17 protein-coding genes, 1 other RNA gene and 1 riboswitch are annotated in these 18236 nt (G+C 52.7%); of the genes, 8 read left to right on the forward strand and 10 right to left on the reverse strand.

Annotated features, from left to right (window positions below):
* Position 1 precedes the first annotated feature (1 nt).
* The 3 genes from ettA to R2083_RS15015 form a co-directional block, all read right to left on the reverse strand.
* Positions 2-1666: an energy-dependent translational throttle protein EttA gene (gene ettA / locus R2083_RS15005; RefSeq protein WP_317538945.1), complete on the reverse strand. Its 1665-nt coding sequence runs from the start codon at positions 1664-1666 to the stop codon at positions 2-4.
* Between the two features lie 99 nt (positions 1667-1765).
* Positions 1766-1993 (reverse strand): DUF2835 domain-containing protein, encoded by a 228-nt coding sequence (locus tag R2083_RS15010; RefSeq protein ID WP_317538946.1) that lies wholly within the window; start codon positions 1991-1993, stop codon positions 1766-1768.
* A 25-nt stretch (positions 1994-2018) separates the two neighbouring features.
* A complete protein-coding gene (locus R2083_RS15015; RefSeq protein WP_132428752.1) occupies positions 2019-2750 on the reverse strand; it encodes a pseudouridine synthase in 732 nt (243 codons plus the stop codon).
* A 107-nt stretch (positions 2751-2857) separates the two neighbouring features.
* Between R2083_RS15015 and R2083_RS15020 the strand changes: the two genes are divergently transcribed.
* Complete coding sequence (locus R2083_RS15020; RefSeq protein WP_132428754.1) at positions 2858-3310, forward strand: rhodanese-like domain-containing protein; 453 nt, start codon at positions 2858-2860, stop codon at positions 3308-3310.
* A 49-nt stretch (positions 3311-3359) separates the two neighbouring features.
* Here the strand turns inward: R2083_RS15020 and R2083_RS15025 are convergent, their stop codons facing one another.
* From R2083_RS15025 to thiC, 3 genes are all read right to left on the reverse strand, one after another.
* Positions 3360-3953: a CHRD domain-containing protein gene (locus R2083_RS15025; RefSeq protein ID WP_132428800.1), complete on the reverse strand. Its 594-nt coding sequence runs from the start codon at positions 3951-3953 to the stop codon at positions 3360-3362.
* A gap of 169 nt (positions 3954-4122) precedes the next feature.
* Positions 4123-4947: an undecaprenyl-diphosphate phosphatase gene (locus R2083_RS15030; protein ID WP_317538947.1), complete on the reverse strand. Its 825-nt coding sequence runs from the start codon at positions 4945-4947 to the stop codon at positions 4123-4125.
* A gap of 34 nt (positions 4948-4981) precedes the next feature.
* Positions 4982-6877 (reverse strand): phosphomethylpyrimidine synthase ThiC, encoded by a 1896-nt coding sequence (thiC, locus tag R2083_RS15035; RefSeq protein ID WP_317538948.1) that lies wholly within the window; start codon positions 6875-6877, stop codon positions 4982-4984.
* Between the two features lie 35 nt (positions 6878-6912).
* Positions 6913-7019, reverse strand: a riboswitch (TPP riboswitch).
* Positions 7020-7083: 64 nt separating this feature from the next.
* On the opposite strand from thiC, the gene R2083_RS15040 reads away from it, so the two are divergent.
* The 5 genes from R2083_RS15040 to folK all read left to right on the forward strand — a co-directional run bounded on the left by R2083_RS15040 (position 7084) and on the right by folK (position 11501).
* Positions 7084-7737, forward strand: a complete 654-nt coding sequence (locus R2083_RS15040) for a protein-L-isoaspartate O-methyltransferase (protein WP_317532020.1) — start codon at positions 7084-7086, stop codon at positions 7735-7737.
* Between the two features lie 88 nt (positions 7738-7825).
* Positions 7826-9175 (forward strand): TolC family outer membrane protein, encoded by a 1350-nt coding sequence (locus R2083_RS15045; RefSeq protein ID WP_317532021.1) that lies wholly within the window; start codon positions 7826-7828, stop codon positions 9173-9175.
* Between the two features lie 47 nt (positions 9176-9222).
* Positions 9223-9523, forward strand: an RNA gene (gene rnpB / locus R2083_RS15050) — RNase P RNA component class A.
* Between the two features lie 79 nt (positions 9524-9602).
* Positions 9603-10988, forward strand: coding sequence for a polynucleotide adenylyltransferase PcnB (gene pcnB / locus R2083_RS15055; RefSeq protein WP_317538949.1), 1386 nt, complete (start codon positions 9603-9605; stop codon positions 10986-10988).
* 12 nt (positions 10989-11000) lie between these two features.
* On the forward strand, positions 11001-11501 hold the full coding sequence (folK, locus tag R2083_RS15060) for a 2-amino-4-hydroxy-6-hydroxymethyldihydropteridine diphosphokinase (RefSeq protein ID WP_317538950.1): 501 nt from the start codon (positions 11001-11003) through the stop codon (positions 11499-11501).
* Between the two features lie 8 nt (positions 11502-11509).
* On the opposite strand, the gene R2083_RS15065 is transcribed toward folK, so the two are convergent.
* The 4 genes from R2083_RS15065 to R2083_RS15080 are packed head-to-tail and all read right to left on the reverse strand — an operon-like array spanning position 11510 to position 16252.
* Positions 11510-13693 carry a peptidase domain-containing ABC transporter gene (locus tag R2083_RS15065; protein WP_317538951.1) on the reverse strand — a complete coding sequence of 728 codons (2184 nt, stop codon included), beginning with the start codon at positions 13691-13693 and terminating at the stop codon, positions 11510-11512.
* 10 nt (positions 13694-13703) lie between these two features.
* The gene (locus tag R2083_RS15070) at positions 13704-14951 is read right to left on the reverse strand and encodes an HlyD family secretion protein (protein WP_317532025.1); all 1248 of its coding nucleotides are present in this window, start codon (positions 14949-14951) and stop codon (positions 13704-13706) included.
* 17 nt (positions 14952-14968) lie between these two features.
* Entirely contained in the window at positions 14969-16027 is a 1059-nt protein-coding gene (locus R2083_RS15075; RefSeq protein ID WP_317538952.1) for a radical SAM protein, read from the reverse strand.
* Positions 16028-16051: 24 nt separating this feature from the next.
* Positions 16052-16252 (reverse strand): hypothetical protein, encoded by a 201-nt coding sequence (locus R2083_RS15080; protein WP_317532027.1) that lies wholly within the window; start codon positions 16250-16252, stop codon positions 16052-16054.
* A gap of 279 nt (positions 16253-16531) precedes the next feature.
* Here R2083_RS15080 and panB point away from each other — a divergent pair, with 279 nt between their 5' ends.
* Both panB and panC read left to right on the forward strand, forming a co-directional pair.
* Complete coding sequence (panB, locus tag R2083_RS15085; RefSeq protein ID WP_317538953.1) at positions 16532-17323, forward strand: 3-methyl-2-oxobutanoate hydroxymethyltransferase; 792 nt, start codon at positions 16532-16534, stop codon at positions 17321-17323.
* 13 nt (positions 17324-17336) lie between these two features.
* Positions 17337-18182, forward strand: coding sequence for a pantoate--beta-alanine ligase (gene panC / locus R2083_RS15090; RefSeq protein ID WP_317538954.1), 846 nt, complete (start codon positions 17337-17339; stop codon positions 18180-18182).
* Positions 18183-18236: the final 54 nt, after the last annotated feature.

An 18236-nucleotide genomic window follows, 5' to 3' on the forward strand; every position in this document is an offset into this window, starting at 1 on the left:
TTTACCTGCTAATCGGCTTATACCGAATCCGCTTCGGTTTCGCCCCTTCCTCACCCAGGCGTTTTTTCTTGTCGGCTTCGTATTCGTGATAGTTGCCGTTGAAGAAAGTCCATTGCGATTCGCCTTCGGCGGCGAGGATGTGGGTGGCGATACGGTCGAGGAACCAGCGGTCATGCGAGATGACGAGTACGCAACCGGCGAATTCGAGCAGAGCGTCTTCTAGCGCGCGCAACGTTTCGACGTCGAGATCGTTGGACGGTTCGTCGAGCAGCAGCACGTTGCCGCCGGAAATCAGGGTTTGCGCCAGGTGCAAGCGGCCGCGTTCACCGCCGGAGAGCTGGCCGATGATTTTTTGCTGGTCGCTGCCTTTGAAGTTGAAACGGCCCAGATATGCGCGCGCCGGGGTGGTGTACTTGCCGACTACCAGCAGATCGTTGCCGCCGGAAATGGCGTCGAATACGGTTTTGTCGTTTTCCAGTGAGTCACGCGCTTGATCGACGTGTGCAATCTGCACGGTATGGCCGATTTTCACCTCGCCAGAGTCGGCTTGTTCCTTGCCGGTAATCAACTTGAACAAGGTTGATTTACCCGCGCCGTTCGGGCCGATGATACCGACGATCGCGCCCGGTGGGATTTTGAAGCTGAGATTGTCGATCAGCAGACGGTCACCGTAGGACTTCGACACACCGTTAAACTCGATGACTTCATTACCGAGGCGCTCGCCGACCGGAATGAAAATTTCCTGCGTTTCGTTACGCTTTTGGTATTCCTGCGAATTGAGTTCTTCAAAACGAGCCAGCCGCGCCTTGGATTTGGCCTGGCGGCCTTTGGGATTTTGCCGCACCCATTCCAGTTCCTGCTTCATCGACTTCATGTGCGCGTCGATCTGTTTGTTTTCCTGCTCCAGGCGCGCTTCTTTTTGCTCCAGCCAGCTGGAGTAATTGCCTTTCCACGGGATACCGTGACCGCGGTCAAGCTCGAGAATCCATTCGGCGGCGTTGTCGAGGAAGTAGCGGTCATGGGTAACGGCGACGACAGTACCGGGAAAGCGCACCAGGAATTGCTCCAGCCATTCGACCGATTCGGCGTCCAAATGGTTGGTCGGCTCGTCGAGCAGCAACATGTCCGGTTTTTCCAGCAGCAATTTGCACAACGCCACGCGGCGTTTTTCCCCGCCGGACAAGTTTTTAACGACCGCCTCCCACGACGGCAGGCGCAGCGCATCGGCGGCGATTTCCATCTGGTGCTCGGTATCGCTGCCCGAAGTGGCGATGATCGCCTCCAGGCGCGCTTGCTCTTCCGCCAAGGCATCGAAATCGGCGCCTTCTTCGGCATACGCTGCGTACACTTCCTCCAGCTTCTTCTGTGCCTGCATCACTTCGCCCATGCCTTCCTCGACTTCCTGACGCACCGTGTGCTCGGGGTTCAGCTGCGGTTCCTGCGGCAGATAACCGATGCGGATATTCGGCAGGCGCTGCACTTCGCCGTCAAATTCCTTGTCGACACCGGCCATGATACGCAGCACGGTGGACTTGCCGGAGCCGTTCAAACCGAGCAGGCCGATTTTTGCACCGGGAAAAAAACTGAGCGAGATATCCTTGATAATCTGACGTTTGGGTGGAACGATTTTGCTCACGCGGAGCATCGACATTACATATTGAGCCATGGGTTTAATCTTTGTTTGATATGAAAAAATTAAGAAACGAATAGACGGAGAGTTTAGCGCACGTCTCGTGGCAATGATAGCCAAATGGAAGGGATTTGCTCAACTGCCCATGCGCTTGATCGATACAAACTTATTGTTTTCGTCGAAAACCAATTCAAACGTGCCGTACACCCCGTTGTTCCGTACTATGGAGCGCAATACATTGGCCGGAAAATGAACGATGCGGCCATCGATTGTCTCGGCCGCCACGGTATCCACGGCACCTTCGTAGTAGTACAGCAGTTGATGCGCAGGAATTTTAAGCACAACGTGCAGGCATTGATGCATAAGCAGCCTCAATCAGGAAACACCATCAAAACTTCTCGCCATCCTCCAGATAGCGCCATTGACCCTCGGGCAAATTGCCCAAGCGCACTTTGCCGATGCGCACCCGCTTTAAGCCGGTCACTTTCAGATTAACCAGCTCGCACATGCGGCGGATCTGGCGTTTTTTGCCCTCATGCAGGATAAAACGCAATTGGTTCTGGTTTTGCCAGCTCACTTGCGCCGGTTTTAAAGCTTGGCCATCGAGACTCAAGCCATGATTCAGTAATGCCAGCTTGGCCGGTGGCAAACCGCCGTCGACCCGCACCAGATATTCTTTTTCGATACTCGAGTTTTCGCCGATGAGCTGTTTGGCGATACGGCCATCCTGCGTCAGTACGAGTAAGCCCTGCGAATCGATATCAAGCCGCCCGGCCGGTGCCAGATTTTTTAAATGCGCGGGCTGAAAACGCTTGGCCGGTTGCTTGGGAATAAACTGATTTTCCGGTTTGATCAGCACCACGGCAGGCTGATAACCCGGCTCCGGCTGTCCCGACACATAACCGACCGGCTTGTTCAGTAGGATCGTGACCAAACCGGTTTGCTGCACCTGTGCCGCTTTGTTCAGCGTAATTTTCTGCGCCGGATAAATTTTCGTGCCGAGCTCGGAAATCCGCACACCATCGACAAACACCCAGCCCAGCTCGATGTAGCGGTCCGCCTCACGGCGCGAACAAAGTCCTTGCTCGGACATCAGTTTGGATAAGCGGATTTTTTCCATGAAGCGCTATAATATTGGAAACACGAGGAATAGAATGAAAAGTAGGTGTTACCGGTATTATAAAGGTAATCAATCGATCATTTTTAATAACATCGCTAGGATCATTTATGGAAACTACCGCAGCAATATTGGAAAAAGCGCAACAACGCGCGCAAGAACTGGGGCTTCCCTACAAAGGCGCATTGCTTCCGATGGAAGCTTACCGCGTGTTACAGGAACATACGCAAGCCCAATTGGTCGATGTGCGCTCGCGCGCCGAACTGGATTGGGTCGGCCGCATTCCCGGCGCGACGGAAATCGAATTGCGCTCATATCCCAATATGCAACCCAATCCAAACTTCCTGGATCAGCTCGCACAGCAAGTCGATAAAACACTGCCCGTACTGTTTATCTGCCGCAGCGGCGCGCGCTCAAACCAAGCGGCAGCAATGGCAACGGACATGGATTTTGCCGAGTGCTACAACATTCTCGAGGGATTTGAAGGCGATCGGGATGAACAGGGTCATCGCGGTACAGCATCCGGCTGGAAGGCCGCCGGTTTGCCGTGGGTGCAGAGTTAACTAAGTTTAAAAAACAAGAGTCTCATGAGAGACTCTTGTCAGTAATCATTTAAACGGTTTCACGTTTGGCGCGGCGTGCGAATAGTGTTAAAACTCCAAGACCGGCCAGCAATAATGCATAGCTTTCAGGTTCCGGCACAGGACTCAACAATCCTCGTATCTCGCCCCCCGGAAATAAGTTTGTATGAATGTTCAGGTAGGCTTTTCCCGCATCAAGACCCAGCACTAAGTCGTTAAAAGCAGAGCTCACCGTGCCGCCGTGGTTGGTAATAAAAGTCGGATTGTAGCTGGAAGCTACCGCCATATCGAAGGTATGATCATAGGTACCCGCAGTTACGCCCAGAGGAAAGCCGGTAAAGGATGGCAGCTGGGTTGCCACACCAACATTGGATCCCGGATCGATACAACAGTGAATATGCGCCGCCGTAACATTACCGAGTAAGTTACTAAAATTCGCTTCAATACGCATCGTCACCAAATCGAAATCGATCGTAACCAGCACCGAGCCGGTAGCAGGCGATCCATTCGCAGGCACTTCACTACTGCCGAGCAAAGGCGCGGCGTATTTCGCCTCGTGTGCCGCAACCGGTAGCGTTGCGCTGATAAAAACAAAGAAGCCTAAGAGTAATTTATTTATATTCATGATTTGTCCCTCCAAGTTATAGGAAAAAACATATTTTCCCGCGAGCAAATGTACTGAAAGACAAATAGGCCGTCAAACGAATTGTCGAGTGATTTCAATATCGCCGGACCGGTGCTCGATGAGAGAAAACAAAAGAATTTAACCGGCTAATTCTAAGAATGAATTGTACTCACATCTCCGACCAGCCGATCACACCGGTATACGCCGTGACCAAAATCACGATGCCAAACACGATCCGGTACCAGGCAAAAATGGTGAAGTCGTGATTGCTGACGAAACGCAGCAAACCGCGCACAGCGACTAAAGCGCTTAAAAAAGCCGCAGTAAAACCCACCGCGATCAGCCCTAAATCGTTCCCATCGAGCAATTCGCGGTTCTTGAATAAATCGTAAAAAGTGGCAGCGAACATGGTGGGAATCGCCAGGAAAAAAGAAAACTCGGCCGCAGCTTTGCGCGACAAACCGAAAAACAAGCCGCCGATGATCGTAGCACCCGAACGCGAAGTGCCCGGAATTAACGCCAGGCATTGCGCCAGACCGATCTTCAGCGCATGTTTCCAATCCATGTCATCGACTTGCTCGACCTCGATCACATGCTCCCTGCGTTCCGCCCATAAAATCAGTAAGCCACCGATAATCAGAGCGGTAGCCACAGGAATGGGGTGAAACAAATAGAACTTAATGATTTTGATGAACAACAAACCCATCACCGCAGCCGGCAGGAATGCGATCAACAGGTTAAGAACAAAGCGGTTCGCCGCCGCACTGCTGCCAATGCCACGAACCACGTCGATCACTTTGGCACGGTATTCCCAGCAAACTGCCAGAATAGCGCCCAACTGGATCGCAATGGTGAACACCTTGGCGCGTTCGTCGTTGAAATCGAGCAAATCGCCAATCAGAATCAAATGGCCGGTCGATGAAACCGGCAGGAACTCGGTCAATCCCTCAACAACGCCCAGGATCAACGCTTTTAGCAATAAGGCTAAATCCATAAGCGTTATTGTGATGCCTTCATAAAATTAAAAATTACAGCTTGCTGTAAATCTCAGCGCCCTTTTCCTTGAATTCCGCCGATTTCTGCGCCATGCCCACAGTCAACGCTTCAGCTTCCGCAACGCCTTGACTAGCAGCATAATCGCGCACATCTTGGGTAATTTTCATCGAGCAGAAATGCGGGCCGCACATCGAGCAGAAATGCGCCACTTTAGCGCCATCCTGCGGCAGAGTTTCATCATGGAATTGTTGCGCCTTATCGGGATCGAGACTCAGATTGAACTGATCTTCCCAGCGGAATTCAAAACGCGCTTTGGATAAGGCATTATCGCGGATTTGCGCGCCGGGGTGGCCTTTCGCCAAATCCGCGGCATGTGCGGCGATCTTGTACGTGATGATGCCATCCTTGACGTCGTCCTTGTCCGGCAACCCGAGGTGTTCTTTCGGTGTCACGTAACACAGCATCGCCGTGCCATACCAGCCGATCATCGCCGCGCCGATCGCGGAGGTGATGTGATCGTAACCCGGCGCGATGTCGGTGGTCAGCGGCCCAAGGGTATAGAAAGGCGCTTCATCGCAATGTTTCAACTGCAATTCCATGTTTTCCTTGATCAGGTGCATCGGCACATGGCCAGGGCCTTCGATCATGGTCTGCACGTCGTGTTTCCACGCAATTTTCGTTAATTCACCGAGCGTTTTCAGTTCGGCAAACTGCGCTTCATCGTTGGCGTCGTAAATGGAGCCGGGACGCAGCCCGTCGCCGAGCGAGAAGCTGACGTCATACGCCTTCATGATCTCGCAAATTTCCTCGAAATGCGTGTACAGGAAGCTTTCCTTATGATGCGCCAGACACCATTTCGCCATGATCGAGCCGCCGCGCGACACGATGCCGGTCATGCGTTTCGCAGTCATCGGTACGTACGCCAGACGCACACCGGCATGGATGGTAAAGTAATCGACACCCTGTTCGGCTTGTTCGATCAGCGTGTCGCGGAAGATTTCCCAAGTCAGTTCTTCCGACTTGCCGTCGACTTTTTCCAGCGCCTGATAAATCGGCACCGTGCCGATCGGCACCGGGCTGTTGCGGATGATCCATTCGCGCGTTTCATGAATGTTTTTGCCGGTGGACAAATCCATCACGGTATCGCCGCCCCAGCGAATCGCCCAGGTCATTTTTTCCACTTCTTCCTGAATGCTCGAACCGAGCGCAGAATTACCGATATTGGCGTTGATCTTGACCAGAAAATTGCGACCGATGATCATCGGTTCCGATTCCGGGTGGTTGATATTGGCGGGGATGATAGCGCGCCCGCGCGCCACTTCGTCGCGCACAAACTCCGGCGTGATCATTTTCGGCAGCGACGCGCCGAAATCCTGCCCCGGATGCTGGCGCGTCAGTAATTCATGATGCTGCGCGTTAAACGTATCGATACGCTGATTCTCCCGGATGGCGATATATTCCATTTCCGGTGTGATGATGCCACGCCGTGCGTAATGCATTTGCGAAACATTGGCGCCGGATTTGGCACGGCGCGGCTGGCGCTGCAAATTAAAGCGCATGTCGGCCAGTTTCGGATCGTGCAAACGTGCCTGACCGTAGCTCGAGCTGAGACCGGGCATGATTTCGGTATCATTGCGCTCAGTAATCCATGGCTCGCGCAACGCTGGTAATCCGGAACGGATGTCGATTTTCACCGCAGGATCGGTATACGGACCGGAAGTATCGTACACCCAGATGGGCGGATTTTTTTCGCCACCCGAACTGGTATGCGTGTCAGTCTGCGAAATTTCACGCATTGGCACGCGGATATCGGCACGCGAGCCTTGCACGTAGATTTTGCGGGAATTCGGCAGCGGCTTGATGGCGGCTTCGTCGACTTGCGCGGTGGCGCTGGAAAAACTTTTTTGGTTTAAAACTGTAATGCTCATAAAATGCTCCTTAATAGAAATGCCATAAAGAGCGGGAGGATGAATCCCAGCTTCCCTACGGCGGCATTATCCGCGTCAGGTAATAAGGGACTTTCTCACCAAATTATCAGAGAATTCTGAAAACGGACCCCTAGCTGATGCTGTGAAGCTAATGGAAATGTGAAATAATTGCAAGCCTTATGTCAATTTAAGAATACGGAATAGAAATGGACCTTGAACAAACCCGGTTTAACATGGTAGCGCAGCAAATCCGCACATGGTATGTATTGGATGATAACGTGCTGGATCTGCTGTACAAAGTAAAACGTGAAGAATTCGTGCCGGCGGACAATCGCGCCGCCGCTTTTGTCGATATGGAAATTCCGCTTGGTTACGGCCAAGTCATGCTGACGCCGAAAATGGAAGCGCGCATCCTGCAGGAACTTCACATTAAAAAAACCGACAAAATTCTCGAGGTCGGCAGCGGCAGCGGTTACATGACTGCGTTATTGGCCGATCAGGGCGCGCATGTCTACAGCGTCGAAATCATACCCGAACTGAAAGCGATGGCGGAAAACAATCTGAAAGCGCACAACATCACCAATGTCACCATCGAGCAAGGCGATGCCGCACGGGGCTGGGTTAAGCATGAGCCGTACGATGTCATTGTGTTAACTGCATCGACCCCGGTTTTACCGGCTGCTTTTCAAAACAGCCTGAATCCCGGCGGACGTATGTTTGCGATTGTCGGCGAAGATCCCGTCATGGAAGCATTATTGATTACCTGCGTGGCTCCCGGTGAATTCACCACCGAACAATTATTTGAAACCAGCACGGTAGCACTCGTGAATGCCCAGCAACCCGCAAGGTTCAGCTTTTGAGTATCACAGCATTGACGCGCGTCATTGGCCACAGCAATCAACCTATAGCTGAAGTATCACCGGCTCCGGGCAATTGCCGGAAATCGCTATGAAATTTATGCCATTTGTTTGGGTTGCCTGCATCGGGATGCTATCGCATGCCACGCTGCAAGCCGCCGACCTGATGAATATTTATCAGGAAGCATTAACACAAGACGCCCAGTTCAAGTCTGCGCGAGCCGCCTATGAAGCGGCTCAGGAAAAAATACCGCAAGGCAGGGCCGGTTTTTTACCGAACATTACTTTGTCAGGCACGCGCCAAGTGCAGGAAGTTGATGCCGGAAAAATCGTCAGTTCGACAACCGGATTGGCTGTGAATCCTGGCGCCAATATCGTTCAAAGCGGCGGGATTACGATCTCGGCAACGCAACCGATATTCCGCATGCAGAATATCGTCATTTACCAGCAGGCAAAAATCGAAGTCAGCAAAGCGGAGTCACAATTCATCACTGCTGGGCAAGACCTCATTTTGCGCGTAGCGCAAGCATATTTCGACGTACTGGACGCGCAAATCGATATCGAAGTCAACGAAACGCAGAAAAATGCCATCCTGAGACAACTCGAGCAAGCCAAGCGTAACTTTGAAGTGGGCGTTTCGACCATCGTCGATACCAATGAAGCGCAAGCGCGTTATGACTTGACGCTGTCGCAGGAAATCGCCGCGCGCAATGCATTGGAAATCAAAAAGCGCGCGTTGCAAGGCATTATCGACCGCCTCCCGGAGAATCTCTCCGGCGCCAGGGAAATTGCCAACAACCTGGCCACTTTGAAATACGGCAGCATGGATGAATGGGTGCGCACTGCGGAAGAAAAAAACTTTACCTTGAAAGCGCAGCAGGCTGCGTATGAATCAGCGCACCAAAACGTAAAAAGAATCTGGGCGCAACATTACCCAACCTTGGATCTGGTCGCGCAATACAGCAATCAAATCGGCGTCGGCGCAGCGGTTACCGGGCGCGGCATCGATCTCACCTCGCAATCCATCGGTTTACAACTCAACGTGCCTTTATTCCAGGGTTTTTCGGTGCAATCCCAGGTACGCGAGGCGATGGCGCTGCAAAATAAAGCCTTGCACGACCTGGAAAACACCCGGCGCAACATTACGATACAAACGCGTCAGCAGTATCTGAACGTCACCAATGGCATTGCACAGGTCAAAGCGCTCAAGCAAGCTTTGGTTTCGAGCCAAAGCCAATTGGATTCGACCATACTCGGCCAGCAAGTCGGGGTTAGAACCGAAGTCGACGTGCTCAATGCCCAGCAGCAACTGTATGCCGCCAAGCGCGATCTGGCCAAGGCCTACCACAGCTACCTGATGTCCCGCTTGCGCCTGAGCGCGGAAGCCGGTGAATTGGACGAAGATACGTTAATACAAATTAACGCCATGCTGATCAAGTAACGGACAATCTTCCAACGGCCAATCCAGCAAGTGATAGAATAGCCGCCGAAGCTGGCCAGACAGTCGCCGCCTGTTGTTCTTTTTGAACGCAGGGGGAGGAAAGTCCGGGCTCCACAGAGCAGGATGACGGTTAACGGCCGTCCGCCGCGAGGCGAGGAATAGGGCCACAGAGACGAGCGTATTCAGTTACGGTGAAACGCGGTAACCTCCATCCGGAGCAAGACCAAATAGGCAGGCGATGATGTTGCTCGCAGAGCCTGCGGGTAGGTTGCTTGAATGCACGGGTAACCGTGCGTCTAGAGGAATGACTGTCCACGACAGAACCCGGCTTACCGGCTGGCTTCACAAAATTTTAATGAGATTGACCCGAATTGAATTCTAGCCATCATGCAAAACACAATGAGCGCTTGATACTTTACGTTTAGCAATGATCCGTAAATTTCTCCGCAAGGTATTCACCCGCAAAGCGCCCGCTGCCGAATCGATCGCAACGCTGAGTATCATTCCACACAAGCGCCACGGCATCCGGCGTAACCAAATTAATCCGTGCGCGTTAAAAGTCGCCACCACCCTGCAGCAGGGCGGGTTTTCCGCCTATATCGTCGGGGGCGCGGTGCGTGACTTGCTGTTGGGTTTGATACCGAAAGATTTCGATGTCGCAACCAACGCAACCCCGGAAGAAATCCATAAGCTATTTCGCCGTTCACGCATCATCGGGCGCCGTTTTCGCCTGGTTCATGTGATGTGCGGTATGGAAACAGTGGAAGTGTCGACTTTCCGCGGACCTTCACCGGACGATGAGGAAGATTCCACAGCAATCCCGTTGACCGACCAGCATGGCCGTTTGTTGCAGGATAATGTTTTCGGTAGCCAGGAAGAAGATGCGGTACGGCGCGATTTCACCGTCAATGCGCTGTTTTACGATCCGATCAAGGAAGAAATTCTGGATTATCTGGACGGCTTCGACGACATTAAAGCCAAAAAGCTGCGCATTATCGGCGATCCGGAGCAGCGCTACCGCGAAGACCCGGTGCGTATGTTACGCGCGGTGCGGTTAGGATCGAAACTGGATATGCAAATCGACGCGGAAACCGCCAAACCGATCGGCGATCTGGCGCCACTGCTGCAAAATGTTCCGCCATCGCGCTTGTTTGATGAAATGCTGAAGCTGTTACTGTCCGGGCACTCATTGTCTTGCGTGGTCGAATTGCGCGCACGCGGGTTGCACCACGGCCTTTTGCCGATGCTCGATGTGATCCTGGAACAACCGCTCGGTGAGCGTTTTATCACCATCGCGCTGAAGAATACCGACGAACGGATCCGGCAAAACAAACCCGTGTCACCCGGATTTCTGTTTGCCATATTGTTGTGGCACGAAGTACTGGCAAACTGGAACACCTTGAAAGCATCCGGCGAAAAACCGATGCCTGCTTTATTTAAGGCGATGGATCAAATTCTTGCACGGCAACACAAGAACCTGGCGATTCCCCGCCGCTTTGACGCGGTGATACAGGAAATATGGTCGATGCAGCCGCGCTTTGAAGCGCGGAGCGGCCGTCAACCGTTCCGCTTACTCGCCCATCCGCGTTTTCGCGCAGCTTACGATTTCATGCAACTGCGCTGCGAAAGCGGTGAATTGGGCGCCGAGCTGGGCGAATGGTGGAAAGCTTTCCTGTCCGTGGATAGCGAAGAACGGGAAAAAATGCTGCCCAAGCAAACATCCGGTAAAAAACCCCGGAAAAGACGCAGCCGTAAAAAATCTCTGTCCCGTTCCGCTCCGTCCGATAGCACAACGGACCAGGAAAGCTCTTAATCCACTCCCTACATGCATAAAAAACCGAGCCAGGCCTTTATCGCTTTGGGCAGCAATCTGGAAAACCCTGTTCTTCAAATTCAACGGACTTTTGACGAATTGAAACAACTACCCGGCACCCGCTTGATCAGCTGCTCATCGCTGTACCGAAGCGCCCCAGTAGGAAGGTTGGATCAGCCTGACTTTATCAACGCGGTCGCCTTGATTGAAACCCAGCTTACGCCGCATGATCTGCTCAATGCATTGCTAGCCATCGAGCAGCGCCACGGGCGCATACGCGAATCACTCAACGCGCCGCGAACGCTTGATCTCGACGTTCTGTTGTACGATACGCTGCAATACCAGGATGCCGATCTGACCATCCCTCACCCCCGCATGACGCAACGTGCCTTTGTGTTAAGACCGTTGTTTGAGATTGCACCGGATTGTGATATTCCGGGTCACGGGCCCATTGCGCCGCTGCTTGCGGCGTGTCACGGACAACAACTGGAACAAATCAAGGAATCGCCCTAACCTGGCTTTTAACCTGCAACAGCAACCGGCCGCTCTGCCGGGGAATTAACAGCAGGGCCGAGTTCCAGTATTTGCGCCGATGTTTGGCTTGGCGCATCCCTGATAATTTTTCCACCCTCCAGCACAATGACTCTGTCCGCGCTGGCGATCGTTTCGGGACGATGCGCAACGATGATGCGCGTCAGTTTCAGCGCACGGATCGCTTCGTTGACGTTGTGCTCACGCGCGATATCGAGATGACTGGTGGCTTCGTCAAGGAAAAGAATGCTGGGCTGGCGGTAAAGCGCCCGGGCCAGCAATAGCCGTTGTTTCTGCCCGCCCGACAATACCGCGCCCATATCGCCGACTAATGTATTGTATTGCATCGGCATCGCGGTAATGTCGTCATGGATAGACGCCAGCCGGGCGCTTGCTTCGATACGGCCGTAATCCGCCTGCGCATCGAAAAAACAGATGTTTTCCGCGATGGAACCGGCAAACAATTGATCGTCCTGCATCACGCTGGCGACCGCATTACGGTACCGCTCAACCCCAAAATGGCTCAGCGGAACGCCATCCACTTCGATACTTCCGCCGCTCGGCTGCAACAGTCCCAGCATCAATTTAACCAAGGTCGTTTTACCGCAACCCGATGGGCCTATGATAGCGACCGACTCACCCGGCTGGATATCGAAGCTGACATCGTGCAACACCAGCGGATCGGTTTCCGCATGACGGAAGGCCAGATGTTTCACTGCGATCCGGCCGGCAAGCGGCGCTGCCGCGATACTTCCCGATTCATCAGGCGGTTCCGTGGGGGTCAGTGCAATGTCCCCGGCACGTTCCGTATGCAGTCCCAACATGCGCAATTCCAAGCCCTTTTCAATCAAGCCCGCAACTCGCTGCACAAATTGGGTTTTATATGCGATGAAAGCAAACAACATTCCGATTGAAAAACCGCTACCGTTCGCGCTATCCAGCACCAGCATGGCACCGAACCAAATAGTAATCACATTCTCCACCCCAAACAACAGGCCATTGAGCCCCTGGTACAAAATGCCCAGGCGCTGGGTCCGGATGCTGGCATTGAACTGATCGATCGTCAGATTTTGCCACGCTGCCGTGCGCGGCGATTCATGCGCGTGCAGCTTAATGCTCTGCATACCGCGGATCGTCTCCAGAAAATGACTCTGTTGTTTGGCGCTACGGACAATATGTTCTTCGGTGGCCAGACGAAACGGACGGTATAACGCAAACCGCAGCAAGGCATAAACCACGGCGGCAATCAGCGCGATCAAGGCCAGTTTGATACTGTAAAAAAGCATCATGCCGAGCGTGACCATAGCCATCACCCCATCGATCAATGCCTCCAGAAATCCGGTCGTCAGGGTCCGTTGTATGACATTGAGCGAATCGAAACGCGACACGATATCGCCGACGTGACGTTTGTCAAACCAGCTCATGGGCAGGCGGATCAAATGACGAAACAAGTTCGTGATCATCTGCAAATTGAGCGTTGTTCCAAGCACCATCAGCACCCAGGCGCGCAATGCTGTCACACCCGCTTGCACCACGGCGAACAACAGAAACCCAATTCCCAGCACGGTGACGAGATCGTAATCTTGCGCCACCAGCGCCTGATCGACAATCCACTGCATATAGAAAGGCGCCAGGATGGCAAAAAGCTGTAATACCAGCGCGAGCACCAGAATCTGCGTAACCGTCCCGCCCAATCCTTGCAAACGGCCGATCAGCGTGGTCAGTTTTACCTTGCGCGTATCGTCGCGCGCTGTGAATTCACTGGTAGGCATCAGCTCCAACGCGACCCCGGTAAAATGCTTGGAGAACTCCGCTAACGCCAATTCACGTTCACCGGCGGCCGGATCGTGCAGCGTCACGCGGTTTCCTTGAACGCGGGTCAATACCACAAAATGACTGAAATCCCAATGCAGCACGCAAGGCAGCTTCAGTTCCGGCAAATGGCCAAGATCCAGCCGTAGCGGACGGGGAGTAAGTTTGAGCTGACCGGCAATTTTCATCAAATCGGCGAGTGTCGATCCGCGTAATGAGATGGGATAGCGTGTCCGCAAAGTCGCCAGATCGATACGATGGCCATGATAACTGGCAATCATGGCCAAGCACGCCAAACCGCATTCCGCCGCTTCGGTTTGCAGAATAACCGGGGTTTTGTGGCGTAAGGAAAAATTAAGCATGATCCGTCCTTTAAATCCGCCCGGTAATCGACAGCACCGGATCAAACACCCACTCAATCAACCGCCGCCGGTCGATATGAACATCCGCATCCAGCACCATACCCGCCTGCAATGGCATCGCCTGGCCGTACGCTTGCACCTGCTGCTGCGGCAAACGGACCGTGATGCGGTATACCGACTCCTGAATCGCTACCGGCAAACTGGATTCATCCGGTTGAATCACCGTGCGGCCGATTTCGACCACCTCACCCAGATGGTGCCCGAAGCGCTGATAGGGAAAAGCTTGATAGCGCAGGGAAACTTGCTGTTCCGGCTTAATAAATCCGGCGGCGCGCGTGGGCACCAATAACTGTGCTTGTAGCTCGGCGCCCGCGGGCAAAATCGATAGCAGCGGCATGGCCGGATTCACCATCTGCCCTACTTCAGCCAAAATGGTCGTAACCGTACCATTGGCCGGTGCAGTCAAAATAACGCTGCGGCGTGCATCGGCTTCCGTGAGTTGTTGCTCTAGCTCGGAGATTTGCCGTTCGATCGCGGCGGTATTATTGGCCTGTTTCAAACCGGAAGCCGATAATTCCACGCGCGCCGCGCTCAGCTCGCGATTCAGGCCGGTAATGCTACGTTTTAATTGCGCATGTTGATTACGCTGATCGATCAGCGCCTCCTGCTTTTCCTGTACGGCCGCATCGGAGACAAAATGCTCCGTCAGTAATTTTTCATAACGCGCCACCGTGCGTTCCGCATTCGCCACGCGACTGGCTTGAAGCGCCAATTGCGCCAAGGCTTCACGGATTTCCGTTTCCAATCCGCGGATCCGGCCGGCAATACTGCTGCCGGTCAGTACATCGATTTGCTGCTGCTTGCCTTGCTCCTGCCGCAAACTATCGCGCCGCTGCTTAAGCTCCGCCAGCATCGCCGCCTGCGCTTCGCGCGTATTTGTCGTAGCACGTTCACTGGTAATCGTCAGCAACGCATCGCCTTGTTTGACCTGCTGACCTTCACTAACATGCTTCTCAAGCACGGTTCCGTTTTGCGGGGAAAAAACCCGGATCATGCCTTGTGTCGGCGACAAGTAACCCACCACATGTTCCTTGCGGGTATATTCCCCCCAGTATGCAAAACCGGCGATCGCGATGGCAAAAAGCGCGGCCGCCCAAACCAGCACACTGATCGCCGGAGACCGCGCAATCAAAACATCGCCATGCAAGCAGTTTTTCTGGTGAGATAAAGCTTCTGTACGAAAAAGGGCGCGCTTCATTGGATCAATCGATTTCGTTAAATATCGCTGTGCGCATGCGCGATATTCAATGGACCGCTCTTTTCGACGAGGTAAGGATAATTCGCTTCTTCCGCCCGTTTGCCGATCAGATTGTTCCAATCAAAAAAATAGGGTTTTGGCGCACGGGATATTTCATCGTAAACATCCCGGCAGAGCGAATAAAACGCTGGCAGGCGCTGTTCTTGCCAGTCTTTCAGCAACGTGTGCAACGGCGCCTGGGTTAGATTACCTATGGCAAAATCCCGCGCAAATCCGTATTGAATTGGACTGACAGTGGCGTCCGCCTCAATCACGACCGGAGAAACCAAATCGCCAAACCGTTTACTTTTGTGTTCGGCTACGGCACTGGCAAAAACCAGTTCCGGATGTTGTTTCACGGTTTCGCTCAATGCGAGATCGATTTGTACTCTCAACGCACTGTTATTGCTTTGCTGGGCAAGCAGCCAGGCATACGCGCTTTCCGTCGCATCCGGCGCGCTTCCTTGCAGCATCGTGGCGGCATTACCGACTTCCTCCAAGGGATGAATCTGGAGCAATTTTGCACCCTCGCTGATAGCAAAATCCCGGACCCAGTCGAGTTCGTTCAAATTGTATTGCGTCAATGTGAAAATAAAACCGAAATTCATATTCGCTGCGCGCAGCAGCGGTAAGCGCGCTTTCATGGTATCGAACGCCAGCTGCGAACCTCTGATACGGTTATGCGACTCAGGTATGCCGTCAATGCTGATCGCTAGCACATCGACGTTGCCGTGCAACAGCTCGATATTCGGCGCCGTCAGCAACATACCGTTGGAAGTCACGCTGGTGCGCATACCGCAGGTGTGGGCATGCTGTAATAATTGTGCCAATGGTTTATAAAGCAGCGGTTCACCACCGGAAAGACTGACAAAATTGAAACCTTCGTCGGCCGCATCCGAAATGGCCTCACTCAAAAGATCAAGCGCAAGAGCGCCGTGCGCTCGCGGTGAAGAAGAAGAATAGCAGTGGAGGCAACTTAGATTGCACTGCCGTGTTGGATGTATTTGCAAAATACGGGCTGATCCGGTTGGTCCCATTGCTATCTCCCTCTTGATGAGCTGTTAATGTCCAGCGCTGATCGTGTTAACGTGATAAATATCGACTGGGATACCCCTGATCAGCCAGGATGGAAAAGTGTTAAAATTAACTGCGCTGAAACCGGATAATCCACCCGCGATTTGACTGATTTCTTCCGGGGTTAAGCTCGCCATGGTTTGGCATTCGGCTTTCAGTTTTTCAGAACCGCTCATTTCATGAGACATGATTTTTCTCCTTTGAAGGGTTTAATAAACAATGCTAGGCGGATTGATCGATCCCAAAGTTGCGATTGAAATAAGGTTTTGACGCTGCCAAAAACCGCTGCCAATGCATTTATCAACCAATCCAGTTTCAAGATAACGTGATTGACTTGAAACCGCAGTGAGAAAAATCACAGCGGAATGCACATCCATTCCGGCTATTGGAACGTCTATTTGAAGCCAGCAAATACGTTATGATGATCCGCTAATGGCTAAATCTTTATCAGGTATTGATACAAAAACATGAGAATTACCCACCTTACCCTGCAAAAAATGGTTGAGAACCGTGAAAAATTCGCGGTACTGACCTGTTACGACGCGACTTTTGCAGCCGTACTGGAAAATGCCGGTGTAGACGTGTTATTGGTTGGCGACTCGTTGGGCAATGTACTGCACGGTAGTGACACCACTTTGGCCGTGACGCTCGAGGACATGATTTATCACACACGCTGTGTGGCGCGCGGCAGCAGCAAGGCGCTGATCGTCACGGATATGCCGTTCGGCAGTTATCAGATCTCGCCCGCGCAAGCGTTTGAGCATGCCGCCAGGATTATCGCCGCGGGTGCGCAGATGGTTAAGATCGAAGGCGGCTATCTCATGGCTGACACGATTCAATTCCTGACCCGGCGCGGTATCCCGGTGTGCGCGCATATCGGTCTGACGCCGCAATCCGTTCACCAGCTGGGCGGATATAAACTGCAGGGTAATACGGAGAAATCGGCGAAACAATTGCTCGATGACGCAAAAATGCTGGAAAAATCCGGCGCGAGTTTACTGGTGATGGAAGTGGTTCCGGCGAAACTAGCGAAAAAAATTACCCAAGCATTATCTATTCCGACCATCGGCATCGGCGCGGGCGCCGATTGCTCGGGCCAGGTGCTGGTACTGCACGACATGCTGGGACTATCCCAAGGTAAAAAACCGCGCTTCATCAAAGACTTCATGCCGGGTGCCAAAAGCATACCCGAAGCAGTGGCGAATTATGTACAGGCTGTCAAAACCGGGCAGTTTCCTGCTAAAGAACACGAATTTTGATTGCCTGATCTGTATGAACATACTGACCGATATTGCCGCATTGCGTGACACGCTGCGCGATGAAAAAAATATTGCTTTCGTTCCAACCATGGGGAATCTGCACGAGGGTCATCTAGCGCTGATCGAACAAGCAAACCGGTTGTCCGGTTGCGTGGTGGTCAGTATTTTTGTCAACCGGCTGCAATTCTTGCCGCACGAAGATTTTGAGCGCTATCCGCGCACATTGGAAGAAGATTGCAGGGCGCTGTCCGTACTGAATGTCAAGACCGTTTTCGCGCCCAATGAAAAAATTCTTTTCCCAACACCGCAAGAATTCTTGTTAGCATTACCGCCTGTAGCAGATATCCTGGAAGGAAAATTCCGCCCGGGGTTTTTTCGTGGTGTTGCAACGATCGTATTGAAGCTATTCAATATTATTCAACCTGACCTAGCTGTATTCGGCAAAAAGGATTATCAGCAGTTGCATATAGTGCGTGAAATGGTGCGACAATTGAATTTACCCATTAATATTGTGGCCGGAGAAACGATCCGGTCTGTCGATGGACTGGCGCTCAGTTCGCGTAATCAGTATTTAAACGGCATACAACGGGCAGAAGCCTGCCACCTTTATCAGACGCTTTTACGCATCAAGCAGGAAATCATTTCCGGCTGCACCGATTTTCAGACACTACAACGGAACGCCAGCAACGCTTTACTCCAACGCGGCTGGAAAGTTGATTACATCAGCATCCATGAACGCAGTTCGCTGCTGCCAGCGCAGGCCCCGGACCGGGATTTGGTCGTTTTAGGGGCAGCCTGGCTCGGCAATACGCGATTAATCGATAACCTGGAAATTAAACAACCGATTTTTCTAAACTAACATTGCAGCATTATGACCGCCTTTCCAAACCAGACAGACGAAGAACAAAAAATG

Origin of the sequence: Nitrosomonas sp. Is35, assembly GCF_033063295.1 — a bacterium.
Classification (GTDB): domain Bacteria; phylum Pseudomonadota; class Gammaproteobacteria; order Burkholderiales; family Nitrosomonadaceae; genus Nitrosomonas.